Source organism: Tsuneonella rigui, assembly GCF_003958625.1.
Lineage (GTDB): Bacteria > Pseudomonadota > Alphaproteobacteria > Sphingomonadales > Sphingomonadaceae > Tsuneonella > Tsuneonella rigui.
In genome coordinates, this window is the sequence record NZ_RSEL01000020.1 from 43,054 (window position 1) to 67,425 (window position 24,372).

Consider the following 24,372-nt stretch of genomic DNA (forward strand, 5'->3'; position numbering starts at 1 on the left):
TACTCGTCAGGCGTCCGCGCGCGCGGCTGCCTTGTCCTTTTTCGCCAGCAGCGACTTGAAGTCGAAGCTGCCGAGCAGCGACTTCTTGCCGGCCGGGCTGTCGCCCGCATCTTCGTCGCTCGCACCGATCACGCTTTCGGCGAGCTGGCGGATCGCCGTGCTCGCCTTGCTCGCGCGGTTGGCGTCGGCGAAGGTCTGGCCGAGCTTTGCGGCGTTGGCAGCAGCCTTGAGGTCGTAGGGCACAGTGAAGTCGATCTTGCGCTCGATCGAGGCTTCGAAGTCGGCCTTGCTGATCTCCGCGATGCCGGCCTGCACCTTGTTGGCGACGATCAACGGCTGCGCGTGCGCGGCGTTGGTCTTGAGCCAGCTCAGGATACGGATCGTGTCGCGCGCGCTCGCCAGCGTCATCTCGGTCGCGAGGACCACGACGTTGACGTCGGCCAGCAGATGCGGGAAGTTGATCAGCATGTTGCGCGGCAAATCGATGACCGTCATCTCGAACGCGTGGCGGAACTCCTCCTCCAGCTGAACGAAGGCGCTGCCGTCGGTCATCAGGGGTGAGTTGATCGGCGCTTCGGCCGACAGGATCGCCAGGTTGTCGTTCGCGCGGATCATCGCCCGTTCGATGAACAGGCCGTCGATGCGGCTCGGATTGTCGATCGCGTCGGTCAGGCCGCGGCCCGGCTCGAGGTCGAGCGCGAGCGCGCCGGTCCCGAAGTGCACGTCGAGGTCGAGCAGCGCGGTCGGCAGCTTGTGATCGGCCGAGAACAGCCATGCGAGCGAGGTCGCCAGCGTCGAGGCGCCGACGCCGCCGCGGGTCCCGACCACCGCGGTCGAGATGTGCCGCTTGGCCGCATCCGGGTCGCTCGCCTTCGGCGCCGCGAACACCGCCTGGGCGTGCGTCAGCGCGTCGCGCAGCTGACCTGCCGACAGCGGCTTGAGCAGGTAATCGTGAATGCCGCTCGCGAGCAGGTCGCGGTAGAGGCGCACGTCATTTACCTGGCCGATCGCGACCACCACCGTGCCCGGTTCACAAACCTCGGCAAGGGCGTTGATGTCGTTGAGCGGATCGCCGCTCTCCGATAGGTCAACCATCAGGATGTTCGGGCTCGCCGAGACCGAGAGCGACTGCACGGCATTGCGCAGACCGCCCTTGGCGCATTTCTCGGGCTGCCAGCCCATCTCGATGACGACCGGGCGCAGCGTGTCGAGCGCGGTCTCGTCGCAAATGAACGCGGCGAACGGATCGCGGCCGCCGGCACCGGGTTTCCAGGGAGCATTCATGGGTTAGTTACCTCCTCCGCTGGCCGTCGACGATGCCTTCAGATCGCCTGCGCCGGTGTTTGCCTTGTCGCGATAGGTCTCGATCGCCTTGGTCGAGCTCATGATCACAGTTTCGCCGCTGCCCTGCTGGCCGTGCAGCAGGTCTTCCGGATTGGCGACCATCGCCGCCAGGTTGCCGTTGACCGCGCAGCCGTAGCCGGGCGAGGTCGCATTGGCGTAATTGGCGTCGTTGCGCTTGCCCCAGTCGGGACAGCCGGGGACGCTGGCGGTCGTGCGGGTGATCACCACCCGTGCGGTGCCGGGCTGCAGGAAGCCTTCGGTCACCGGAGCGCCGTCGGCCAGGAGCAGACCGTGCCGCGCCGCGATGCGGGCAACCGCTTCGCGCGTCGCGCCGCTGACCAGCGGATCCTCGATCGAGACCCGGTCGCCGTAACGCAGGTCCATCGAATCGAACCAGCCCGACAGGCGCTGCTGTTCCGGGATCGACAGCCCATCATAGGTAGTGGCCACGTCCATCGTGTAGCTGGTGCGCGCCACGACCGGCTGCTTCACCGAATAGAGGCTGCGGTTGTCGAGCGCGCCGGGCGCGTTGCACGCCGCCAGCGTGGACACGAGGGTGAGGGCGAGGGCGCCCGCGAGTTTGCGTTTGATGGTCATCACACTCACCTCTCAGTTGAAGCTGAAGCCGGGGGTCGCCGCGTCGTTGCTGGCGCGGCGGTCCTTGCGGCGTTTCTTGTCGGAGGCGCTGGCCTGGGCCGGGACGATCGCAGCAGGCTGCGCCTGCGAGATCGCCGGACCGACAGGCACGGTGCCCTGCACAGCCGAGGGCTGCGGCTGGGCGCTGAGCCCGGGGGCCGCTTCCTGGTTGCCGAAGATGCGCGCGGCATCGTCCGGGGCGTTGTAACCGTCGGTCGGCAGCTTGATTTCGTGCCCATCCACCGGGTTGACCAGGTACGGGGTGACGATGATCACCAGCTCGGTCTCGCCCTTGCGATAGTTGCTGGAGCGGAACAGGTTGCCGAGGATCGGCACGTCGCCCACGCCCGGGGTCTTGTCGATCAGGTTCTGCGAGTTGTTGCTCAGCAGGCCGGCGATCATGAAGCTCTGTCCCGAGCCCAGCTCGATGGTGGTTTCCGCCCGGCGCGTGGTCAGCGCGGGGATCTGGAAGCCGTTGAGCGTAACCGAGTTCTGGCTTGAGATTTCCGACACCTCAGGGCGCACGCGCAGCGAGATGCGGCCATTCGACAGCACCGTCGGCGTGTAGGCGAGGCTGACGCCGTACTTCTTGTACTCGACCGAGGTCGAGCCGAGGCCCTGGCTGATCGGGATCGGGAATTCGCCGCCGGCCAGGAAGTCGGCGGTCTCGCCCGACAGCGCGGTCAGGTTGGGCTGCGACAGCGTGGTCACCAGGCCGACCGTTTCGGCGAGGTCGAAGGCGCTCGCGATATCGAGGCCGAGCAGCTTGCCGAACAGGCCCAGGGTCGAACCCTTGCCAGTGCCCTTGACCAGGCTGCCGTCATCCGGCGCAGCGGTGAAGCCCACGCCGAGGCCGCCGGGGCTGCCCGGAGTGTACTGGGTGGTGGGCCCGCGGCCGGTGGTGATGCCGAACTTGAAGCCGCCGGTGGTGTCGACCGTCTGCAGGTTGGCGCCCATCGCCTTCACCAGCGAGCGGCTGACTTCGGCGAACTTGACCTGCAGGTTGACCTGCAGCGGGGTAGCGGTGCGCAGACGGCTGATGACATTGGCGTCGTCGCCGACAAAGGCGGAGACGAGGCGCTCGGCCTCGGCCGCGTCTTCCGGCGCGGCGACCGTGCCGGTCAGCAGGAACGTGTTCGTGCCCATCGTCGCGACGCTGATTTTCGCCTCGGGCATCGCCAGGTTGAGCATCTGGTCGACGCTGTCGATGTTCGATCCCACCCGGACGTTGGCCGACCAGATGATCGCGCCCGCCTTATTGCTGGCGTAGACCGTGGTCACGCCGCCGGATTTGCCGAACAGGTAGAGCTGGCGCTCCGACTTGATCTGCACATCGGCGACCGCATCGTTAGCGACGAAGACGTCGGCCATCGTGCCGGGCACGTTGATCAGTTCGCCGCGGCCGATCGACAAGTTGAGGTCGCGGCTGGGGGCGATGGTTTCCTGGGCGTTCGCCGCTTGAGCGGGCAGCCCGGCGAGCGGCGCGGCGGCGATGCCGGCGAGCAGCAGCGTGGCGGTAAGGCGGCGTTTCATGGTCTGGCCCCTCGAATGGGAAATGGCGTGCGTGGTCATGTCCGGCCCCTTCAGAATGCGCCGGTCGCGCCGACCGCGCTGGAGACCGTCTGGCCTCCGTTGCGGATGGCTTCGGCCTGGGTGCCGGTGAACTGGCTGACCTGGCCGCCGCGAGAAATCTCAACGGTGGTCGTGGCCTTGCCGCGAGTGACGGTGACGGTGGAGCGCGGCGGAGCGTAGGCCCGAGGCGGCGCGCCCGGTCCGGCCGGGCCAGCGACCACGGTGGCCGGTGCGGAAGGCATGGTGCGGCGCTGGAAGCGCGACACGTCGCCGCCAGTCTGGTAGGTGGTCGTGCCTTCGCTCGGACGGTTCATCGCCGCAGCGAGCAGCTTTTCTTCCTGCTGCGGCGTGGCGCCGTCCGGGATCTTGACGTCGCCCTGCGCAATGGCGCGCTCGAGCTCGGTCTGGCTGTCCGCGATCGAGCGCAGCGAGAGGCTGAGCGTGCCGATGGTCTGCGCGACCGAGACCTTTTCGGCGATCTTGGGAGTGACTTCGAGCGTGACCGTCTGGAACTGGCGCACGACGGTGTTGCCGTTAACCGTTTCCTGGCTCGTCGACTGATCGGTCGCGAGCACACGAATATTGCGCAGGATGGTTTCCGACGCCTTGAGGTCGCCCTCGCTACCTTCGCCGCCCTTGACGCTCTGGGTCAGCATCAGGTCGACCCGGTCGCCAGGAAAGACGAAGCCGCCGACGCCGGTCTTGGCTGACACCGGAACGGTGATGGCGCGCATGCCGGGCCCGAGCGCGGCGGCGAGGAAGCCGCGATCGCCGGGCTTAACCAGCGAACCTTGGGTAACCGGCTCACCGGCGGTGATCGGGAAGCGGACCACGGTGCCCAGGAGCTTCGACACGTCGGACGAGCCGTCGATGTAGTAGGCGTCCTTGACGAGCTCCTTGGGCCAGGGCTGGAAGCCGATCGCATCGGCGGTGATGATCGTGCCGGTCGGCAGCACGCGCTGCGCAACGAGCACCTTGGGCCCCTGCGGCACGGGCGCGGCGGCCTCGGCCTGAGGTGCCGATGCTCCGGCGAACATGCTCCGGGCCATCATGGCGGTCACGATCGCGATCGCAAGCGCACCTACCAGCAGCAGCAGCTTCTTCCTGTCCATGGCTATCAAAGCCCCCTTAAACGGCCCGCGTAATCCCACGGGCGGGAATGAAATTCGTGGTTAAGCGCGAACGGTTAAAATCGGGTTCACCCCACCAGCGTGGCTTGCGCGGCTGGGAGGTAATGCGTGCCGATGACCCACAGGCCGGCGATCGCGATCGCCACCCCATAGGGGATGGCGAGCTTGTCGCGCTGGCGGCGGGCGATGTGCCACGCGCCCAGCACGAGCGTCAGCACGCCGCCCACCAGCGCCATCATGATCAGCAGCTTCAGAAACCATTCGAGCTCGATCCACAGCGCCAGCGCGGTCAGCAGCTTGACGTCGCCGCCGCCCATCCACTTGAGCGCGAAGAACGCTGCGAAAACGGCGAATGCCGCCACTCCGACACCGAGTTGGATGGCGACCCCGGGCCACAGCGACAGGCCGCTTGCCCACCAGTAAAACGGTGCGCCGACGACGATCGCGAGGTTGAGCCAGTTGTCGATCTGGCGGCGGCGCCAGTCGGTCGCGGCGGCGACCAGCAGCGCAATTGCCAAGGCTACGAGCAGCCCGTAGTGCAGATATCCGCCCAGCATTGAATTCAGCCCCCCGAGTGCCCCAATGGGCCTCAGCACCGGGTGCTAACGCGCAGTGCTTACCAAATAGTAACCAAGGCCGGAGGCTCGCAATTAGGCAAACTGGAGAAGCCCGGCCGGCCGCGGTCGACCGGCGCGCTATCCCGCCAGATGCGACCGAGAGCCGCTGGATCGCGCCCGATGGCCACGCGATCCGCCGGATCGACCTGCTGTCCGCGCAAAGCCCGGCGCGCGGCTCAATCCTGTTCCTCGGCGGACGCGGCGATTTCTACGAGAAGTACCTCGAAACCCTCGCTTACTGGAGCGATGCGGGCTGGCGGGTGACTGCAGCCGATTGGCGCGGGCAGGCTGGTTCGGGCCGCTTCGGCACGGACGCGGTGACCGGCCATATCGGCGACTATGCGCAGTGGGTGGACGATCTTGCCGCGCTGTGGTCGCAATGGCTGGCTGAGACACCCGGTCCGCACGTGCTTGCTGGGCATTCGATGGGTGGGCATCTGATCCTGCGCGCCGCTGCCGAGGGCAAGGTCGCCCCCGACGGGCTGGTGCTCGTCGCCCCGATGCTGGGGCTCGGCGGGCGGATGCCGCCGGTGGTGATGCACGCCGTAGCGCGAATGATGAGCGCGCTCGGCGACGCTCGCCGCCCCGCGTGGAAATGGAGCGAGATTCCTGGCGAGCCGCCAGCTTCGCGCGCGCACCTGCTGACGCACGATCCGGCGCGCTACGAGGATGAGCTGTGGTGGCGCGGCCAGCGGCCCGAGCTGGTCATGGGGCCCGGCAGTTGGGGCTGGGTCGAGCGCGGCTACGCCTCGATGCGCGGACTCTACGCGCCTGGCGTGTTGGAAAACATGACGGTGCCCACGCTGATTATCGCGACAACCGAGGACAAGCTGGTCTCTTACGCCGCAATCGCTGCCGCCGCGGCGCGCTTGCCGAATGCCGAACTGGTGACGTTTGGCGAGGAGGCGCGCCACGAGATTCTTCGCGAATCCGATTCCGCGCGCACCCGTGCACTCAAAGCAATCGACGCCTTCATCGATCGGCTGGCGGCGGCGCGATGACGACGGATATCGCCATCGTCGGCGCCGGCATCGCCGGGGCGAGCCTCGCTGCCGAGCTGGTCGCGCTGGGTGCACGCGAAGTTCTACTACTCGAGGCCGAGGACCGGCCCGGCTACCACACCACTGGGCGGTCGGCGGCGTTCTACGAGGAATGCTACGGCGGGCCGGGCGTGGTTCCGCTGTCGCTCGCGTCCGGTGAGTGGCTGCGCGCGAACGGCTTCCTCAGCCCGCGCGGGGCGCTCTATGTAGGGCGCGACGCCGACGGACCCGCGCTCGACGCCTTCATGGACCGGTTCGCAGGCACCGGCGTGCACATCCACCGCCTCGGGCGCGAGGAGGTCGAGAGACACCTGCCGGGCCTACGCACTGAGTGGACCGGTGCGGTGTGGGAGCCGGCCTGCGCCGATATCGATGTCGCGCGGCTCCATCATCACTACCTGGCCGCCGCCAGCCGCGGTGGCGTCACCCTCGTGACTCGGACACGGATCGTGAGCGCCGATCGAACCGCGGAGGGCTGGCGGCTCGGCAGCGAACGCGGCGACCCGATCGATGCGCGCATCGTGGTCAACGCCGCGGGCGCGTGGGCGGACAGCTTCGCCGAGCTGGCGGGCGCCCGGTCACTCGGCATCCAGCCTTTGCGGCGAACTGTCGCGCAGCTGCGCACCGATCCGCCGCCACCCGAGCACCTGCCGTTGGTGCTCGACATTGGCGGGCAGTTCTACTTCAAGCCCGAGAGCGGCAAGCTGTGGCTCAGCCCGCACGACGAGGAGCCGAGCCCGCCCTGCGACGCCGCGCCCGAAGAAGTTGCGGTCGCCGAAGCGATCGACCGCTTCGAAGCGGTGGTCGACTGGCGTGTGCTGGCGGTCGAGCGCAAATGGGCCGGGCTGCGCTCGTTCGCGCCCGATCGCCTGCCGGTTTACGGCTTCGATCCCGTGGTGGATGGCCTGTTCTGGTTCGCCGGCCAAGGCGGCTTCGGCATCCAGACCGCGCCCGCAGCGGCGCGCCTGGCGGCGCAGTTGCTTACCGGCGCCCCCCGTGATGCGATGACAGAGGGGCTTGCCGCCGCGCTCTACGATCCGGGACGGTTCTAGCCCGCGGCGGCCTTTTCGGCGGCGGCGCAGGCGAGGGCATCGACCCGCTCGTTCTCAACGTGGCCGTTGTGGCCTTTGACCCAGACCCACTCGACCTGGTGCGGCTTGGCGGCGGCGATGAGCTCGTGCCACAAGTCGGCGTTGCGGACCGGCTGCTTGCTGGCGTTCTTCCAGCCGTTCTTCTGCCAGCCGTGAACCCACTTGGTGATCCCGTCGAGGACGTACTTGCTGTCACTGTGCAGTGTGATTGCACACGGCTCGATCAGCGCTTCCAGCGCCTTGATCGCCGCGGTCAGCTCCATGCGGTTGTTGGTCGTCGCCGGCTCGCCGCCGGACATTTCTTTTTCGTGGCGGCCCATCCGCAGCAGCGCGCCCCAGCCGCCGGGCCCCGGATTGCCCTTGCAGGCTCCGTCGGTGAAAATCTCGACTTTCTTCATGATTGGAATGCGCTTTCACCCGCCTCGGTGTAGAATTGCAAGCGCCGGACGAAGTCCATCGGGTTCTTGCGTGTGACCAAAGCGCCAGGCGGTGTTTCCAGCCAGTCGTAGGCCCGGCTGGAGATGAACCGCATGCAGGCCCCGCGTGCGAGCGTCGGCAGCTCGGCCAGTTCGTCCGCGCTCAGCGTCCGGGCCGAGCGATAGCCGTCCAGCAACGCGTCGCCGACATCGCGCCGAAAGGACCGGCCCTGCTTGGTGAACGCCCAGGCTGCGTGGGTCACCGCCAGGTCGTAGGCGAAGAAGTCCTCGGCGGCGAAGTAAAAGTCGATCAGTCCCGACACGGTCTCGCCCCGCATCAGCACGTTGTCGGGGAACAGGTCGCAATGAACCACGCCCCCGGGCAGCCCGCCGGGCCAGGCCGAGGCGAGGTGCGACAACTCTGCGTAGGCGATGTCCGGCAGTGTGGGGTCGATCTCGGCCAGCCGGTCGCTGCCGCACAGGTGAAGCAGACGGTCCCATTCGGCGAGGCCCATCGTCTGCGCGCCGCGCATGGGGAAGTCGGCCACCGCCAAGTGTAGCCGGCCGAGCGCCGCGCCGACCGCGCGCGCCTGTCCAGGTGTGGGCCGATCGACTGAAATGCCTGAAAGGTATTCGATCAATGCGACCGCCTTTCCTTCGATTGTACGGTAGAGCTGCCCCTCGCGATCGTGGATCGTCGCGGGCACGGGGCAGCCCTTGGCCGACAGGTGGTCGAGCAGCCCGAGGTAAAACGGCAAGTCGGCGGTATCGATGCGCCGCTCGTACATGGTGAGGATGTAGCGAGCGCCGCGACCATCGCGGCCGGTGGTCTCGACCAGCCAGTTCGAATTGGAAACACCCTCGGCGATGCCCTTCGCCGATACTAATCCGCCGACGTCGTATTCGGCGATCAGCGCCGCGAGGTCCTCGGCCGCGAGGTGGGTGTAGACCGCCACTAATCGAGGAGCTGGCGGGGCAGCTTGAAGACCATCTTCTCCTCGGCGCTGACGAGGGTGTGCTCCTCAACCTCGCGCCACTGCGACAGCCGCTCGACCACCTCGCGCACGAGCTTCTCGGGTGCCGATGCGCCGGCGGTGAGCCCGAGCGTAGCCACGCCGTCGAGCCAAGCCGGATCGATGTCGCTCGCGCGCTCGATCAACTTGGCATCGGTGCCCATCCGCTGCGCTACTTCCACCAATCGTACCGAGTTCGATGACGTCGGCGAACCGATGACCAGCACCAGATCGCTCCCCGGCGCGATCGTCTTGACCGCCGTCTGGCGGTTGGAGGTGGCGTAGCAGATATCCTCCGCCTTGGGCCCGACGATGTGGGGGTACTTCGTTTCCAGCGCGGTGACGATCTCGCGCGTGTCGTCGACCGAAAGCGTGGTCTGGGTCAGGAACGCGAGCGGCAGGCCGGCGGGGATGTCGAGCGCGGCGACATCGGCCAGCGTCTCCACCAACGTGATCGCACCCTCCGGCACCTGGCCCATGGTTCCGATCACTTCCGGGTGGCCACGGTGCCCGATGAACAGGATGTGCCGTCCGGCCTCGATCTGGCGCTCGGCCTGGCGGTGCACCTTGCTGACCAGCGGGCAGGTCGCATCGACCCATACCATCTCGCGCCGGGTCGCCTCGATGGGGACCGCCTTGGGCACCCCGTGGGCGCTGAATACCACGGGAGCGCCGTCGGGGACCTCGTCGAGCTCGTCGACGAAGATCGCTCCTTGCGCCTTCAACGCATTCACCACGTACTGGTTGTGGACGATCTCGTGCCGCACGTAGACGGGCGCGCCGTAGCGCTCAAGCGCGCGCTCGACGATCTCGATCGCGCGGTCGACGCCAGCGCAGAAACCGCGCGGCGCGGCGATCAGAAGCTGCAGCGGGAGACGCTCTCCGGCGGGGCGCGTGGCTTGCAAGGGGGCGTTCATACGCGCGCCTCTAGCGCTTCGCCGCGCGCCCCGCTAGGGCGGCGCTCACTAACGACTGTTCGGGACCGATCCTGCCATGACCATGCCTGTGCGCCTTGCTGTCCTGCTGACTTTGGGAGCGGCGCTTGCCGGATGCAGCACCAAGGGTGCGATCATCCTGCAGGAAGGCGTGGGCATCCAGGCGGTGCGCACCGTGTGCCCCGCAGTGGGCGTGCCTGACTATACCGGCGACGTGACCACTTTCCGCGTGCCCGGCGACACGAGCGCGGCGAATATCGACGTGACCGCGGCGATCACCAACCTGCGCTCGACCTGCGACGATGCGAGCGGCGGCGCGCGTATCTACACCAACGCCACCTTCGATGTGCTTGGCCGCCGCACCGACGTCCGCGGCGCGCGCACCGTGACGCTGCCGTATTATTCGGTGGTCCTGCGCGGCGGCAGCTCGGTGGTGACCAAGCGGGTCGGCCAGGTGACGCTGAACTTCGCCGACGGCCAGGAGCGGGCGCAGGCGCGCGCTCAGGCCGGCGCCTACGTCGATCGGGCCGAAGCGACGCTGCCGGCCGACGTGCGCGAGCAGATCACCCGCAAGCGCAAGGCGGGCGACGAGGACGCCGCGATCGATCCGCTGAGTGATCCGGCGGTCAAGGCTGCGGTGGCCCGCGCGACCTTCGAGCTGCTGGTAGGCTTCCAGTTGACCGAGCAGCAACTGGCCTACAACGCCACCCGCTAATTCCCCTCCGGGTTGCGCTTTGGCGCGGTTCGGCTAACCCGCGCCGCATGCCCGATACCCAGACCCTGCACGCCGCGTTCGCCGAGCGTATCGCCGCGGTTTTGCACGCGCTTGAGATGGAAGGCGCGCTGCCGCACGGCGCGTCCACGACCGCCGTGACGGTCGAGCCGCCGCGCGATCCGTCGCACGGCGACCTCGCGACCAACGCCGCGATGGTGCTTGCCAAACCCGCCGCGACCAATCCGCGTGCGCTAGCGGAAAAGATCGTCGCGCATCTTGAAAAGGAGCCTGCCGTCTCCAGAGCCGAGATCGCCGGTCCCGGGTTTATCAATCTCCGGTTGGCCGACAGCGTCTGGCTTGACGAATTGCAGGTGATCGCCGCGCTCGGTCCCGACTATGGTCGCTCACGCGTTGGCGCCGGGCGGCGGGTGAATGTCGAGTATGTGTCGGCCAACCCGACCGGGCCGATGCACATGGGTCACTGCCGCGGCGCGGTGGTCGGCGATGCGCTCGCCAACTTGCTCGAATTCGTCGGGCATCCCGTGACGCGCGAATACTACGTCAACGATGCCGGCGCGCAGGTCGATGTGCTCGCCCGCTCGGCGCACCTCAGATACCGCGAGGCGCTGGGCGAGAGCATCGGGGAGATCCCCGAAGGGCTCTATCCCGGCGATTACCTCGTGCCGGTCGGCAAGGTGCTGGCGGCTGAGTTCGGCGATCGCTTTGCCGATGCGCCCGAAGGCGAATGGCTGCCGGTGTTCAAGCCGCAAGTGGTCCACGCGATGATGGACATGATCCGCAGCGATCTCGCTCTGCTCGGCATCGAGCACGACGTGTTCGCCTCCGAGGCCGAGCTTCAGGGTGCCGGCAAGCCCGCCGAGGCGGAAGCGTGGATGCGCGCGCACGACCTGGTGTTCGACGGCGTGCTCGAAGCCCCCAAGGGCAAGACGCCGGAGGACTGGGAGCCGGTTGAGTTGCCGCTGTTCCGTGCGACCAAGTTCGGCGACGACCAGGACCGGCCGATCAGGAAGTCCGACGGCAACTGGACCTATTTCGGCGCCGACCTCGCCTACCACATGCAGAAAGCCTCGGCGGCGGACGAGCTGATCGACATCTGGGGGGCCGACCACGCGGGCACCGTCAAGCGGATCAAGGCCGCCGTCGCCGCGCTGGCCGAGGGCGAGGGGCGGGCGATCCCGTTCGACGTCAAGCTGGTGCAGATGGTCCAGCTCCTGCGCGGGGGCGAACCGGTCAAGATGTCCAAGCGCAGCGGCACCTTCGTCACCCTCGCCGACGTGGTGCGCGAGGTCGGCAAGGACGTGGTCCGCTTCACCATGCTGACCCGCAAGCCTGAAGCGCAGATGGAGTTCGACTTCGCCAAGGTGGTCGAGGCGTCGAAGGACAACCCGGTGTTCTACGTCCAGTACGCCAGCGCGCGGATCCATTCGACGCTGCGCAAGGCGGCGGCCGAGGGGCTGGGGCCCGATCCCTCCGCGCTCGACCGGCTCGGCGCCGACGAGCTCGCGTTGATCAAGCAAGCCGCGCAGTTCCCGCGGCTGGTAGAAGCCGCCGCCGCTGCGCGCGAGCCGCACCGGGTGGCCTTCTTCCTCTACGACCTCGCGGCCGCCTTCCACGCGTTTTGGAACGCGGGCAACGACGCGCCCGAAAAGCGCATCATCGTGACACAAGACCCCGCGCTTACCGGCGCAAGGCTTTTCCTGGCCACGCAGATCGGGCAAGTTATCCGTAACGGTCTGGCGCTATTGGGCGTCGAGGCGGTCGAGGAGATGTGAGATGGCGGGCCGGGGGATCACCGACGACGATTACGTCGCCGACGAGCAGCTGACGCTCGCCGACGAGGACGAGCGCCTACCGTGGCTCGAAAGTGGCGATGACGACGAGGACGACGTCGGCGGAGTCGATACCGGCCGCATCGTCGGCTTCGCGATGTTCGCCGCGCTCGCACTGGCGGCGCTGGTGGGCGGCATCTGGTGGTTCGGCCAGCGCGACGCCGCACCCGAGCTGGTTGCCGACGGCAGCACGATCGAGGCGCCGGTCGGCCCGTACAAGGAAAAACCGGCCAACCCCGGCGGCAAGACTTTCGAAGGCACCGGCAACCTCGCCCCCGCGGTGGGCGAGGGCAAGACGACCGAGGGCGTCATCGCCGAAGAGCTGCCCAAGCCTAGCATCGACGCGCCCAAGCCCGGCCAGACGCCCGCGCCTGCCGCAGCCGGCGGCGTTGGCGTGCAGGTCGGCGCCTACAACAGCAAGGAAACCGCCGAGGCGGGCTGGCAGAAGCTGCTGTCGCGCACCGACAAGCTCGCCGGTGTCAGCCACCGGGTGGTCGAGGGCAAGGCCGACATGGGCACCGTCTATCGCCTGCAGGCCGTGGCGGGCGATGCCGCCGGCGCCAGCGCGTTGTGCCGGGCGCTCAAGGGCGACGGCATCGACTGCCAGGTAAAGCGCTAGCCGAACGCGGCAAGCCGTAGGGGATTGCCCCGGCGCGCGGGTTGCGGCGCGCGCGGGTTCTGTGCGAATCTCCGCCGATGACGCCCGCGATCTTCGGCCTTGCCGGCCTCACGCTAACCGACGACGAACGCGCCTTCTTCCGCGAGTGCGACCCGGCGGGCTACATCCTGTTCGGCCGCAACATCGACACGCCTGAACAGGTGCGCGCGCTGACCGACGAGCTGCGGACCATTCACCGGCGCGACAAGCTGCTCATCTCGATCGACCAGGAAGGCGGCCGCGTCGCGCGTATGCGCCCGCCGCACTTCAGCCCGTTTCCCGCCGGATCGGCCTTCGATGCGCTTTATGAGATTGCGCCGTCCTCGGCGATCGCCGCGGCACGGATGAACGCGCATGCGATGGGGATCGAACTCGCCGAAGCCGGCATCACGGTTGACTACTACCCCTCGCTCGACGTTCGCCAGCACGGCGCGCACGACGTGATCGGGGATCGCTCGTTCGGGTTCGAGCCGCTGCGGGTGGCGGCGATCGGCCGCGCGATCCTCGAAGGCCTCGCCGCTGCGGGCGTCGCGGGCTGCATCAAGCATATGCCAGGCCACGGCCGATCGGCGGTCGATACGCACAAGGAGTTGCCCACCGTCACCGCGAGCGAGGAGGAGCTCGAGCTCGACCTTGCCCCGTTCAAGGCGCTCGCCGATACGCCCATCGGCATGACCGGGCACCTCGTGTTCCCGGTGTGGGATGCCGAAAATCCGGCCACGCAGTCGCCAACTGTCATCCGTGATGTCATCCGGGACAAGATCGGGTTCGACGGCCTGCTCCTCACCGACGATCTCGACATGCAGGCGCTGTCGGGCTCGGTGCCCGAGCGGGCCGAGCGTTCGGTCGCCGCGGGGTGCGACCTCGCGCTCAACTGCTGGGCGAAGATGGACGACATGGTCGGCATCGTCGAGCGGTTGCCGGCGATGAGCGACGCAACCGCCGCCCGTCTGGAGCGCGCGCTGGAGGGCACCGGCATCACTCCGCAGGGCGACAAGGCGGAGCTGCTGGCGCAGCGCGATCAATTGCTGGCGCTGGCCGGCGCGGCCGCGTGAGCGAGGACAGCCTCATCCTGCCATTGGGCGAGGCCGAGGCCGACGACTGGTCCGGCCCCGCCTCCTCCCCGACCGACGACGCCGCGCTCTATCTCGAACTCGACGGGTGGGAAGGGCCGCTGGACCTGCTGCTCGACCTCGCGCGGCGGCAGAAGGTCGATCTCAAGGCGATCTCGATCCTCGCGCTGGTCGACCAGTACATTGCCTACATCGAGCGCGCCGAGGCGCTGAAGCTGGAACTGGCCGCCGACTACCTCGTGATGGCCGCCTGGCTCGCGTACCTCAAATCCGCGCTGCTGTTGCCGCGCGACGAGCAGGAGGACCCGAGCCCCGAAGACCTCGCCCTGCGCTTGCAGCTGCGGCTCGCCCGGCTCGGCGCTATGCGCGAGGCGGCGGCGCGGCTGATGGGGCGCGACCGGTTGGGCCGCGACGTGTTCCTGCGCGGCGCTCCCGAGGGCCTTCGGACCGACCGCAAGACGCAGTGGCAGTGCGATTGGTTCGCGCTCGTCCAGGCCTACGGCCAAGTCAATGCGCGGACCGCGCCGGTGGTGCACATGGTGCGCGAGCGGCCTGTAATGACCCTGGAATCGGCGCTGGACCGGGTTTCGGCCATGCTCGGAGTCACGCTCGACTGGATCGAGCTCAGGCAGTTCCTCCCGCCGCATGCCGAGCCTCGGTTGCGCAAGTCCGCGCTCGCCTCCAGCTTCGTCGCCGCGCTGGAGCTTGCGCGGCTCGGGCGCGCCGAACTGGCCCAGGACGAAATCTTCGGCCCGCTACGCCTGCGCCGGGTCGCATGAGCGACGAGATTGAGCGCGCGCTCGAAGCGACGCTGTTCGCGGCGGAGGAGCCGCTGACCGCCGAAGCATTGGCGGGCCACCTCGGCGGCGCTTCGCCGAGCGAGGTGCGCGAAGGCCTCGACGGGCTCCAGCAGCACTACCGCGACCGTGGCATCCACCTCGTCGAGCGGGGCGGGCGCTGGCACTTCCAAACCGCCCCCGACCTGGCGCACGTCCTGCGCCGGGAGCGCGAGGCGGTCCGCCGCCTCTCCCGCGCCGCCACCGAGGTGCTGGCGATCGTCGCCTACCACGAACCCGTCAGCCGCGCCGAGATCGAGGCGATCCGCGGCGTGCAGACCTCCCCCGGCACGCTCGACGTGCTGATGGAGGCGGGCTGGGTGCGCGTCGCCGGTCGGCGCGAGGTGCCGGGCCGTCCGGTGATCTACGCTACGACGCCCGAATTCCTCGAGCACTTCGGCCTCAAATCCCGCCGCGACCTCCCCGGGATCGACGAGCTCAAGGCGGCCGGCCTGCTCGATCCGGTCGATGACGCGTTCGATGCGCTGACGATGAGCCCGGAACCGGCCCAAGAATCGGACGGCTAGGCTGGCGCTTCCCCGCCGCATCTCCTAGATTGCGGCCCAAGGAGAATACCCATGGGTGGATTATCAATCTGGCATTGGCTGGTCGTTTTGCTGATCGTGCTGGTGCTGTTCGGGCGCGGCCGCGTGGCCGACATCATGGGCGACTTCGGCAAGGGCATCAAAAGCTTCAAGCAGGGCATGGGCGACGACGAGGAGGAGGCGAAAGCCAAGGCCGCCAAGATCCACAGCCTCGAAGGCCCGCATCATGATGCCAAGCCCGCCGGCGAAGCGGCCAAGGACCCGCACCCCGGCGCCGAACACCGCAACTGAGCTTTGATCGCCCGCTGAAGGGCGCGTGACCCATGTTCGATATCGGCGCATCCGAACTGCTTATGATCGTGATCGTCGCGGTCGTCGTGATCGGTCCCAAGGACCTGCCGCGCGCGCTGCGTACCGCGGGCAAGTGGATCGGCAAGGTGCGCCGGACCTCCAACCATTTCCGCGCCGGCATCGAGACGATGATCCGCGAGGCGGAGATGGAGGAAATGGAGAAGAAGTGGGCCGAGCAGAACGCCCGCATCATGGCCGAGCACCCGCCGGTCGACCTGTCCGATCACGAGATGCGTCCGCTCCCAGCGCCGACAGCTGAATCGCGAGCGGAAGAGCCTGCGGCCGAGCCGGCGGCTCAGGCTCCGGCGGACGACGAACCGCAATTGCCGCTTCGCTGATGGCCTTCAAGATCCGCGATCTCGACGAAACGCAGGCGCCTCTGCTCGATCACCTGATCGAGTTGCGTGCGCGGCTGCTGCGCTCATTCCTCGCGCTCGCTGTGGCGTTCGGCGTATGCTTCTACTTCGCGCAGGACATCCTCGCGTTCCTCGTCCAGCCGCTGAAAGATGCCGGGCAGGACAAGCTCATCTACACCAAGCTCTACGGCCAGTTCTTCGTCGAGCTGAAGGTGGCGCTGTGGGCGGCGTTCTTCCTCGCGTTCCCGATCATCGCCAACCAGTTATGGGCGTTCGTCGCGCCGGGGCTTTACGCCAAGGAGAAGAAGGCGTTCCTGCCGTTCCTGTTGGCGACGCCGGTGCTGTTCATCGCCGGGGGCGCGCTTGCCTACTACGTGGTCATGCCGACCGCGTTCCACTGGTTCCTCGGCTTCCAGGGGACGCCGGGCGGGGTGCAGATTGAGGCGCTGCCCAACTCCGAGGACTACCTCGGGCTAGTGATGCAATTCATCCTCGCCTTCGGCCTCAGCTTCCTGCTGCCGGTGCTTTTGCTGCTCCTGAATCGCGCGGGCATCGTCAGCCGGGCGCAACTGGTCGGCGCGCGCCGCTATGCGATCGTCGCCGTGTGCGTAGTCGCCGCAGTCGCCACGCCGCCTGACGTGATCAGCCAGCTCATGCTTGCGATTCCGCTGCTGCTGCTGTTCGAAGGCGCGCTGGCGATCATGTGGTTCACGGAAGCGCGGGACGCCCGCGAAAAGGCGGAAGAGGACGCGGCGGTTACTTCAGCGTCCGAATGATGCCGCTGAAATCGACGGTGCCGTTCCCGGCGCCGACGAAGTCCTCGTAGAGCGCTCGTGCCCGCTGACCCATCGGTACCGGCGCATCGGCGGTTTCGGCCGCTTCCATCGCCAACCGCAGGTCCTTCAGCATCAGGCCCGCCGCGAACCCGCCCTGGTAGTCGTTGTCCGCTGGCGAGGTCGGGCCGACGCCCGGGACCGGGCAGTAGCTCGTCATCGACCAGCACTGGCCGCTGGAAACGCTGGAGATGTCGTAAAACGTCTGTGGGTCGAGTCCCAGCTTCTGCGCCATCGCGAACGCCTCGCAGGTGCCGATCATGCTGATCCCGAGCAGCATGTTGTTGCAGATCTTGGCCGCCTGCCCGTTGCCCGCCGCGCCGGCGTGGATCACCGCCTTGCCCATCGCCTGCAGGATCGGCTCGGCGCGCTGGAAGGCGCTATCGCTGCCGCCGACCATGAAGGTCAGCGTCCCGCCGTTCGCCGCCGCGATGCCGCCGGAAACGGGCGCATCAACCATCTCATAACCCGCCTTGTGCGCCTGGTCGGCCACTTCGCGTGCGGTGGCGACATCGATGGTGGAGCAATCGAGCAAAATCGCGCCCGCCGGGGCGTTGCCGAACACCTCGGCGGTGTAGGCGCTAAGCACGATCTGCCCGTTGGGCAGCATCGAAACGACAGCATCCACGCCTTGCACTGCTTCGCCCGCTGTTCCAAAGGTCGAACACCCGTGTTCTGCGGCGCGATCGAGCGCTTCATTCGCAAGGTCGAACGCGTGAACCTCGTGCCCCGCCTTGACCAGGTTCGCGGCCATCCCACCGCCCATGTTGCCGAGGCCGATGAAGGCGATTTTCATTCTACTCTCCAGAAAGTTTCACGACGAGACCCACGGCGACAAATGCAAGACCGACGATCAGCATGACGCCCGCTGCCAGTCGGTCTGATATGCGCTCGACCCCAAATCTCGACGGTGGCTGACGCCACAGGAGCCGATGTAGGGGGCCAAGGCGCTCGCTCTTGACGCTCCACCAAGTTTCCAGCGCAAACCAGATTGCGTAAGCACCAAAGAAAATCAGTCCGACGCCAAGCATCGGATCACCGTCCCTTCCAGTTGCCTTCGCGCTTCTCGATGAAGGCGGCCATGCCTTCCGCCTTGTCCTCGCTGGCGGCGAGGATCTGGAAGATGCGCCGCTCGACGATCAGACCCTGATCGAGGGTGGTCTCGAACGCGGCATTGACCATTTCCTTGTTCGCGATCGCGGCCATCGGCGGCATGCTTGCGATCGCGGTGGCGGTCTTGAGTGCTTCATCGAGCAGGGTTTCGTGCGGCACCACGCGCGCGACCAGCCCGCTGCGCTCGGCCTCGGCGCCGTCCATCATCCGGCCGGTGAGGCACATCTCCATCGCCTTGGCCTTGCCGACCGCGCGGGTCAGGCGCTGGCTGCCGCCCATGCCGGGCGCGACGCCGAGCTTGATCTCGGGCTGGCCGAACTTTGCTTTCTCCGAAGCGATGATGAAGTCTGCCATCATGGCGAGCTCGCATCCGCCGCCGAGCGCGAAGCCGTTGACCGCCGCGATCCACGGCTTGCGGACCGCCTTGACGAGGTGGCTGGTCCAGCGGGCGAAAAAGTCGTCGAGGTAGAAATCGGCTGACGGCTTGTCGGCCATTTCCTTGATGTCAGCGCCGGCGGCGAAAGCCTTGTCGCCTGCGCCGGTGAGCACCGCGCAGCGCTGGCCGGGGTCGGCCTCGAACGCGGTGAATGCCCCGATCAGGTCCTCGAGCACCTGCGAATTCAACGCGTTAAGCGCCTGCGGGCGATTGAGCGTGATCAGCGTCACCGCATCGCGCTGCTCGACGGTGATGGTCTCGTAGCTCACAGGGGTTTCCATTCTTCGTGTTCGGGGAGGGGGGCGAAGATGCTGTCGATCAGCGCATCACTCACGCCTTCGGGAGTGGCGGGGTCCCACTTGGGATCGCCAGTCTTGTCGACGATCACCGCGCGCACGCCCTCGGCAAAGTCCGGGCGGGTGAGGACGCGGCTGGCGATGCGGTATTCCATCGCCATCTCGTCGGCGAAGTCATCGAGCCGAGCTGCCTCGGCAAGCTGACGCAGCGCGACCTTGCAGGTCTGCGGACTCTTGGTCCGCAGTGTCGCGCGTTCCTTCATCGCCCATTCGCCATCGTCTGCTTCCAAGCTGGCGATGATCTCCTCCAGTCCATCCGATTTGAAGTGGTGCGCGATCTTGTCGGCGTTCTCTTCGATCCGGGCCGGGGGCGGGGTGACCGACAGTTCGGACAAGATGCCGGCGATGCGGTCGGGATGCTCGGCGATGCGGGCCTTGGCGTCGTCAAGCTTGTCCGAGGGCAGGTAGTGGGTGGCCAGACCGGCCCAGAGGCACTCCGCCCCATCGAGCCGGGCGCCGGTCAGCGCGAGGAACTGGCCGAGCCGGCCGGGCAGGCGCGAGAGGTACCAGCCGCCGCCGACGTCGGGAAACAGGCCGATGCCGGTCTCGGGCATGGCGAAGCGGGTATGCTCGGTCGCCACGCGGAACTGCGCCGGCTGCGAGATGCCGACCCCACCGCCCATCGTCACCCCGTCCATGAAGGCGACGATCGGCTTGGGGTACTCGAACATCTGGTGGTTGAGCTGGTACTCGTCGTGGAAGAACTTGCGGCCCGACACGCCGCCATCGTTGAGCGCCGAGTTGCGCAGGAAGGCGATGTCGCCCCCGGCGCAGAACCCGCGGCCCTCGGCGTGGTCGACGATCGCCGCCTCGACCGCTTCGTCCTTCGCCCAGTCGCTCAGCGCCGCGCTCATCGCGTGGCACATGGGAAGCGTCAGCGCATGGAGCGCCTTAGGGCGATTGAGCGAGATGTGCCCGACGCGGCCGTCGGTGCGGATGAGGACTTCGTCGGTCATTGCCGCAGCATATCCCGGCCGACGATCATGCGCATGACCTGGTTAGTCCCTTCGAGGATCGAGTGCACCCGCAGATCGCGCCAGAACCGCTCGATCGGATAGTCCTTGAGGTAGCCGTAGCCACCGAACAACTGCAGCGCGTCATTGACGATCTTGCTGCCGCTGTCGGTTGCCAGCCGCTTGGCCATCGCCGAGAAACGGGTCTTGTCGGGCGCGTTCTCGGTCACCTTGGCCGCGGCGAGGTAGAGCAGGGCACGCGCGGCCTCGAGGTCGGTCGCCATGTCGGCGAGCATGAACTGGGTGTTCTGGAAGTCGGCGATCGGGGACCCAAACTGCTGGCGTTCCTTGGTGTACTTGACCGCTTCGTCGAGACAGCGCTGCGCCCCGCCCAACGAGCATGCGCCGATGTTGAGCCGCCCGCCGTCGAGCCCCGCCATCGCGAAGCGGAAGCCTTCGCCTTCGCCGCCGACCCGGTTGGCGACCGGCACCCGGCAATCCTCGAAGATGAGCTGCGCGGTGGGCGAGGCGTTCCAGCCGAGCTTGTTCTCGGGCGCACCGTGGCTGAGGCCGGGGGTGCCCTTCTCGACCACCAGGCAGCTGACGCCCTTCGACTTGTCCTCGCTGGTGCGCACCATCACGACGTAGATGTCGTTGAACCCGCTGCCGCTGATGAACTGCTTGGTGCCGTTGAGCACGTAGTGGTCACCGTCCAAGACCGCGGTGGTCTTGAGCGCCGCCGCGTCCGAGCCCGAGCCCGGCTCGGTCAGCGCGTAGCTCGCGATATGCTCCATGCTGACGAGCTTGGGCAGGAACTTCGCCTTGACCTCGGCCCCGCCGAAGCGGTCGATCATCCAGCTCGCCATGTTGTGAATTGAGATATAGGCGCTGGTCGCGGGACAGCCGTAGGCCATCGCCTCCATGATCAGCGCCGCTTCGAGCCGGCCGAGCGCGATGCCGCCGCTCTCTTCGGAGACGTAGATCGCGCCGAAGCCCAATTCGCCCGCCGCCTGCACCACGTCGCGCGGGAAGTGGTGATCCTCGTCCCATTGCGCTGCAAAGGGCGTGATGCGGTCGGCGGTGAATTTGCGCGCCATGTCCTGGATGGCGAGCTGATCGTCGGTGAGCTGGAACTGTCCGGTCATGCGCGCCGCGTAAGCCGAAGCGGTGCGGGCTTCAACACCTGGTGTAAGTGAACGGCCCGCCCGATCCCGGCTCGTCGCCGCCGCGCTCGGTGCGGGTCAGCTTGTTGCCCGAAACCGACAGCGTCTCGTCGCGGGTCCAGGTCATCCCCTCTCCACTGAACGAGAAGTCGGCCCGCAACGTGCTGGCGGTGCGGGTGCGGATCTTGCCCAGCGTGCCAAGCGATTCATAGAACTTCAGAGTGGTGGGGGAGATCGTCAGCAGCCCCTTGGCGTCGCCGCGAGTGCTGGTGCAATCGGCTGCAACCAAGCCCCAACGGCCGCGTAGCGCGACAGGGATGGTGCTGCCGTCGCCATCCGACGTTGGCGAGGCGGTCGGCGAGGCGGTGGGCGTCGCGGTCGCCGTCTCGGTCACGGTCGGCGTGGCCCCCGGTCCCATTTCTCCCGCGGCGGGCGCTGTCTCGGTCACCGTCGCGGCTGTGTCCGTGGCTGCGTCGGTATCCGTAGGCGCCTGCTGGCAGGCGGCCAGCGCGAGCGGGAGGGCGGCGAGAAGCAGGGTTGGGCGCATCGGGGAGTCTCCGTCTAATCAAATGTTAGACGCACGAACCGCCGATGCGCTCCCGCATCACGCAAACGTCGGGATGTTGAACGCGTTCGAGCCATCCCCGCCGCCGTCGGGCCAGCGCTGGGTGACGGTCTTGACCTTGGTCCAGAACTTCATCCCCTCGGTGCCGTACTGGTTGGTGTCGCCGAACGCGGAGCGCTTCCAGCCACCGAAGCTGTGATAGGCGACCGGCACCGGGATCGGCACGTTGATCCCGACCATGCCGACGTTGACTCGGCTCGCGAACTCGCGCGCGGCGTGGCCGTTGCGGGTGAAGATCGCGACCCCGTTGCCGTACTGGTGCTTGGAGGGGAGGGCGACCGCTTCCTCGAAGTCCTTGGCCCGGACGATCTGGAGGACGGGGCCGAAGATCTCTTCCTTGTAGCTTTCCATCTCGGGGGTGACGTGGTCGATCAGCGTCGGCCCGACGAAGTAACCGTTCTCGTGGCCCTGGAGGGTGAACCCGCGCCCGTCGACGACGATCTCGCCGCCTTCCTTCTCGGCGGTGTCGATCCACTGCTCGACCCGCGCCTTGTGCTCGGCGGTCACGACGGGCCCATAGTGCGCGTCCTTGTCGGTCGAGACGCCGATGCGCAGCGCCTCGATCGCGGGGATAAGCTTGGCTTTGAGCTTCTCGGCAGTCTCGTCGCCCACCGGCACGACGACGGGCAGCGCCATGCAGCGCTCGCCGGCACTGCCGAACGCCGCGCCGGCGAGGTCGTTCACCACCATGTCGAGATCGGCGTCGGGCATGACGATGCCGTGGTTCTTGGCCCCGCCCATCGCCTGCACGCGCTTACCGGCGGCGACCCCACGGTTGTAGACGTAGTGCGCGATGTCGCTACTGCCGACGAAGCTGACCGCGGCGATGTCCGGGTGATCGAGGATCGCGTCGACCATCTCCTTGTCGCCGTGGACCACCTGCAGCAGCCCCTCAGGCGCGCCGGCTTCGAGGAACAGCTCGGCGAGTCGCACCGGCACCGACGGATCGCGCTCGGAGGGCTTGAGGATGAAGGCGTTGCCGGTGGCGATCGCCATGCCGAACATCCACATCGGGATCATCGCGGGGAAGTTGAACGGGGTGATCCCCGCGCCGATGCCCAAGGGCTGGCGCATCGAATAGACGTCGATGCCGGGGCCGGCGCCGATGGTGTACTCACCCTTCTGCACTTGCGGGATGCCGCAGGCGTACTCGATCACTTCGAGGCCGCGCTGCACGTCGCCGAGCGCATCGTCGATCACCTTGCCGTGCTCGGAGCTGAGCATGTGCGCCAGCTCCTCGCGATGCTTCTCGACCAGTTGCTTGTAGGCGAACATCACCCGTGCGCGGCGCTGCGGGTTGGTCGCGGCCCATTCGGGTTGGACCGCCAGCGCCGACTGCACCGCGCGGTCGAGCAACGCCGCGTCGCCCAGCGGCACGCGCGCTTGCACTTCGCCGGTCGAGGGATTCATCACGTCCTTGAAGCGGGTCGCCGGCGCACCGGGGCCGCCGACCATGAAGTGATCGATGTCGCGCATGGGGAGTCTCCTTTGGCCAGCGCCTTGCGACCGGCGGGTGCGGAAATCAACCGGTTGCCGCTGAAACGATTGACCGGCGCGAGGAGCCCAAGCTAATGCGCGCCGCACAGGCGGGTATGATGTAATGGTAGCCTGTCAGCTTCCCATGCTGAACGCGCGGGTTCGATTCCCGCTACCCGCTCCAGGTTCTTGAAATTCGAAGCAGCACGGCACGAAGAGTTTCTCTTCGCATACCGGCTTGCCAGCCACGGCCATCGCGGCAATGTCCTTCGCCAAGGGAGGAATGCAGCTTGGCGGAAACGGAACTGGTCGAGGACGGCTCGTTGCTCGGACGCTTCGGGGGCGAGAAGCCGCCCGCCGCGCCATGGTTCGACGCAGTGCTGGCGATCGAGCCGGAGCGGTCGTTCTTCAAGGTCGACGGCGCGCAGATCGAACTGCTCACCTGGGGTGAAGTCGGCCAGCCCGGCCTGCTGTTCCTCCACGGCAACGCCGCGCACGCCGATTGGTGGAGCTTCATCGCGCCGTTCTTTGCCGCCGACTACCGCTGCGCCGCGATCTCGTGGTCGGGCATGGGGCGATCCGACTGGCGCGAGCAGTACGCCATTCCGACTTTCGCCAAGGAGGCGCTGACCGCGATCGATGTCGCAGGGCTGGTCGCATCCGGCGAGCCGCCGGTGATCGTCGCGCATTCATTCGGCGGATTTCCGACGCTCTACATCTGCGCCGAACATCCGGAAGCAATCACCGGTGCGATGCTGGTCGATTCCTCGCCGCCCAAGCGCGGCGGCGGGCCGCCGCCGCGGCTCGCGCAGGGGCGCAGCGAGCACAACCGCTACCCAACGCTCTCCGACGGGCTGCGCCGGTTCCGCTTCCTGCCCGAGCAGGAGACCGGGCGGCCCGAGCTGATCGACCACATGGCGCGCGGTTCGCTCAAGCAGGTGCCGGCGACCGCTGACCAGCCGGCGGGATGGACCTGGCGCTTCGACCCGCAGTTCTGGCAGCACTTCGAACGCGGCGACCTCGCCGAAGAGCTGGTCACGCGCGCGAAGGCGCCGATCGGGATCATCTATGGCGAGCAGTCGGCATTGCTGACGCCCGAGCGGGTGGCCGAGATGAAGGCGGGGATCCCCGACCTGCGCTTCGTCACCGGCCTGCCGGACGCGGCGCATCACGTGATGGTCGACGATCCCCTGGGCGTGATCGACGCAATCCGCGACGGGCTGCCGAAGCTCACCTGAG

Annotated in this window: 26 protein-coding genes and 1 tRNA gene; 13 read left to right on the forward strand and 14 right to left on the reverse strand. The window is 67.6% G+C overall.

Annotation, left to right across the window (positions count from 1 at the left end; translation table 11 throughout):
• Positions 1-6: 6 nt before the first annotated feature.
• The 5 genes from ELY12_RS08515 to ELY12_RS08535 all read right to left on the reverse strand — a co-directional run bounded on the left by ELY12_RS08515 (position 7) and on the right by ELY12_RS08535 (position 5,239).
• On the reverse strand, positions 7-1,284 hold the full coding sequence (locus tag ELY12_RS08515) for a pilus assembly protein CpaE (RefSeq protein WP_126176279.1): 1,278 nt from the start codon (positions 1,282-1,284) through the stop codon (positions 7-9).
• A 3-nt stretch (positions 1,285-1,287) separates the two neighbouring features.
• Positions 1,288-1,941, reverse strand: a complete 654-nt coding sequence (locus ELY12_RS08520) for a CpaD family pilus assembly protein (protein WP_126176280.1) — start codon at positions 1,939-1,941, stop codon at positions 1,288-1,290.
• A gap of 12 nt (positions 1,942-1,953) precedes the next feature.
• Entirely contained in the window at positions 1,954-3,513 is a 1,560-nt protein-coding gene (locus tag ELY12_RS08525) for a type II and III secretion system protein family protein (protein WP_126176281.1), read from the reverse strand.
• A gap of 50 nt (positions 3,514-3,563) precedes the next feature.
• Complete coding sequence (gene cpaB / locus ELY12_RS08530) at positions 3,564-4,664, reverse strand: Flp pilus assembly protein CpaB (protein WP_126176282.1); 1,101 nt, start codon at positions 4,662-4,664, stop codon at positions 3,564-3,566.
• An 86-nt stretch (positions 4,665-4,750) separates the two neighbouring features.
• Positions 4,751-5,239, reverse strand: coding sequence for an A24 family peptidase (locus ELY12_RS08535; protein ID WP_126176283.1), 489 nt, complete (start codon positions 5,237-5,239; stop codon positions 4,751-4,753).
• A gap of 92 nt (positions 5,240-5,331) precedes the next feature.
• Between ELY12_RS08535 and ELY12_RS08540 the strand changes: the two genes are divergently transcribed.
• Together ELY12_RS08540 and ELY12_RS08545 are read left to right on the forward strand one after the other, a co-directional pair.
• Entirely contained in the window at positions 5,332-6,300 is a 969-nt protein-coding gene (locus ELY12_RS08540; RefSeq protein WP_126176492.1) for an alpha/beta fold hydrolase, read from the forward strand.
• The gene (locus ELY12_RS08545; protein ID WP_126176284.1) at positions 6,297-7,391 is read left to right on the forward strand and encodes an NAD(P)/FAD-dependent oxidoreductase; all 1,095 of its coding nucleotides are present in this window, start codon (positions 6,297-6,299) and stop codon (positions 7,389-7,391) included. The genes ELY12_RS08540 and ELY12_RS08545 overlap by 4 nt, the downstream gene beginning before the upstream one ends.
• On the opposite strand, the gene rnhA is transcribed toward ELY12_RS08545, so the two are convergent.
• The 3 genes from rnhA to ispH are packed head-to-tail and all read right to left on the reverse strand — an operon-like array spanning position 7,388 to position 9,776.
• Positions 7,388-7,828 carry a ribonuclease HI gene (gene rnhA / locus ELY12_RS08550; RefSeq protein ID WP_126176285.1) on the reverse strand — a complete coding sequence of 147 codons (441 nt, stop codon included), beginning with the start codon at positions 7,826-7,828 and terminating at the stop codon, positions 7,388-7,390. The two genes, ELY12_RS08545 and rnhA, sit on opposite strands and share 4 nt — an antisense overlap.
• The gene (locus ELY12_RS08555) at positions 7,825-8,802 is read right to left on the reverse strand and encodes a homoserine kinase (RefSeq protein WP_126176286.1); all 978 of its coding nucleotides are present in this window, start codon (positions 8,800-8,802) and stop codon (positions 7,825-7,827) included. Before ELY12_RS08555 ends, rnhA begins: the two co-directional genes overlap by 4 nt.
• Positions 8,802-9,776 (reverse strand): 4-hydroxy-3-methylbut-2-enyl diphosphate reductase, encoded by a 975-nt coding sequence (gene ispH / locus ELY12_RS08560; protein WP_126176287.1) that lies wholly within the window; start codon positions 9,774-9,776, stop codon positions 8,802-8,804. Before ispH ends, ELY12_RS08555 begins: the two co-directional genes overlap by 1 nt.
• 76 nt (positions 9,777-9,852) lie before the next feature.
• On the opposite strand from ispH, the gene ELY12_RS08565 reads away from it, so the two are divergent.
• The 9 genes from ELY12_RS08565 to tatC all read left to right on the forward strand — a co-directional run bounded on the left by ELY12_RS08565 (position 9,853) and on the right by tatC (position 16,954).
• Positions 9,853-10,509 carry a hypothetical protein gene (locus tag ELY12_RS08565; RefSeq protein ID WP_126176288.1) on the forward strand — a complete coding sequence of 219 codons (657 nt, stop codon included), beginning with the start codon at positions 9,853-9,855 and terminating at the stop codon, positions 10,507-10,509.
• A 47-nt stretch (positions 10,510-10,556) separates the two neighbouring features.
• Complete coding sequence (gene argS / locus ELY12_RS08570) at positions 10,557-12,302, forward strand: arginine--tRNA ligase (RefSeq protein ID WP_126176289.1); 1,746 nt, start codon at positions 10,557-10,559, stop codon at positions 12,300-12,302.
• Between the two features lies 1 nt (position 12,303).
• On the forward strand, positions 12,304-12,978 hold the full coding sequence (locus tag ELY12_RS08575; protein WP_126176290.1) for an SPOR domain-containing protein: 675 nt from the start codon (positions 12,304-12,306) through the stop codon (positions 12,976-12,978).
• A gap of 77 nt (positions 12,979-13,055) precedes the next feature.
• The gene (gene nagZ, locus ELY12_RS08580; protein WP_126176291.1) at positions 13,056-14,072 is read left to right on the forward strand and encodes a beta-N-acetylhexosaminidase; all 1,017 of its coding nucleotides are present in this window, start codon (positions 13,056-13,058) and stop codon (positions 14,070-14,072) included.
• Between the two features lie 23 nt (positions 14,073-14,095).
• Entirely contained in the window at positions 14,096-14,869 is a 774-nt protein-coding gene (locus tag ELY12_RS08585) for a segregation and condensation protein A (RefSeq protein WP_241229810.1), read from the forward strand.
• Complete coding sequence (scpB, locus tag ELY12_RS08590) at positions 14,866-15,453, forward strand: SMC-Scp complex subunit ScpB (protein ID WP_126176293.1); 588 nt, start codon at positions 14,866-14,868, stop codon at positions 15,451-15,453. The genes ELY12_RS08585 and scpB overlap by 4 nt, the downstream gene beginning before the upstream one ends.
• Positions 15,454-15,504: 51 nt before the next feature.
• Positions 15,505-15,762 carry a twin-arginine translocase TatA/TatE family subunit gene (locus ELY12_RS08595; protein ID WP_126176294.1) on the forward strand — a complete coding sequence of 86 codons (258 nt, stop codon included), beginning with the start codon at positions 15,505-15,507 and terminating at the stop codon, positions 15,760-15,762.
• A 32-nt stretch (positions 15,763-15,794) separates the two neighbouring features.
• Positions 15,795-16,160, forward strand: a complete 366-nt coding sequence (gene tatB, locus ELY12_RS08600) for a Sec-independent protein translocase protein TatB (protein ID WP_126176295.1) — start codon at positions 15,795-15,797, stop codon at positions 16,158-16,160.
• Positions 16,160-16,954, forward strand: a complete 795-nt coding sequence (gene tatC / locus ELY12_RS08605) for a twin-arginine translocase subunit TatC (RefSeq protein ID WP_126176296.1) — start codon at positions 16,160-16,162, stop codon at positions 16,952-16,954. The genes tatB and tatC overlap by 1 nt, the downstream gene beginning before the upstream one ends.
• On the opposite strand, the gene mmsB is transcribed toward tatC, so the two are convergent.
• From mmsB to ELY12_RS08635, 6 genes are all read right to left on the reverse strand, one after another.
• Positions 16,935-17,807 carry a 3-hydroxyisobutyrate dehydrogenase gene (mmsB, locus tag ELY12_RS08610; protein WP_126176297.1) on the reverse strand — a complete coding sequence of 291 codons (873 nt, stop codon included), beginning with the start codon at positions 17,805-17,807 and terminating at the stop codon, positions 16,935-16,937. The two genes, tatC and mmsB, sit on opposite strands and share 20 nt — an antisense overlap.
• Positions 17,808-18,046: 239 nt before the next feature.
• A complete protein-coding gene (locus ELY12_RS08615; protein WP_420907054.1) occupies positions 18,047-18,841 on the reverse strand; it encodes an enoyl-CoA hydratase-related protein in 795 nt (264 codons plus the stop codon).
• Positions 18,826-19,872 carry an enoyl-CoA hydratase/isomerase family protein gene (locus ELY12_RS08620; RefSeq protein ID WP_126176299.1) on the reverse strand — a complete coding sequence of 349 codons (1,047 nt, stop codon included), beginning with the start codon at positions 19,870-19,872 and terminating at the stop codon, positions 18,826-18,828. Before ELY12_RS08620 ends, ELY12_RS08615 begins: the two co-directional genes overlap by 16 nt.
• Positions 19,869-21,014 (reverse strand): acyl-CoA dehydrogenase family protein, encoded by a 1,146-nt coding sequence (locus ELY12_RS08625; protein WP_126176300.1) that lies wholly within the window; start codon positions 21,012-21,014, stop codon positions 19,869-19,871. Before ELY12_RS08625 ends, ELY12_RS08620 begins: the two co-directional genes overlap by 4 nt.
• Before the next feature lie 31 nt (positions 21,015-21,045).
• Complete coding sequence (locus ELY12_RS14420) at positions 21,046-21,579, reverse strand: hypothetical protein (protein ID WP_206435802.1); 534 nt, start codon at positions 21,577-21,579, stop codon at positions 21,046-21,048.
• A gap of 57 nt (positions 21,580-21,636) precedes the next feature.
• On the reverse strand, positions 21,637-23,133 hold the full coding sequence (locus ELY12_RS08635; protein ID WP_126176301.1) for a CoA-acylating methylmalonate-semialdehyde dehydrogenase: 1,497 nt from the start codon (positions 23,131-23,133) through the stop codon (positions 21,637-21,639).
• Between the two features lie 110 nt (positions 23,134-23,243).
• On the opposite strand from ELY12_RS08635, the gene ELY12_RS08640 reads away from it, so the two are divergent.
• Both ELY12_RS08640 and ELY12_RS08645 read left to right on the forward strand, forming a co-directional pair.
• Positions 23,244-23,317 (forward strand) — tRNA-Gly (locus ELY12_RS08640).
• A gap of 106 nt (positions 23,318-23,423) precedes the next feature.
• Positions 23,424-24,371 carry an alpha/beta fold hydrolase gene (locus ELY12_RS08645; protein WP_206435803.1) on the forward strand — a complete coding sequence of 316 codons (948 nt, stop codon included), beginning with the start codon at positions 23,424-23,426 and terminating at the stop codon, positions 24,369-24,371.
• The last annotated feature ends 1 nt before the right edge of the window (position 24,372 follow it).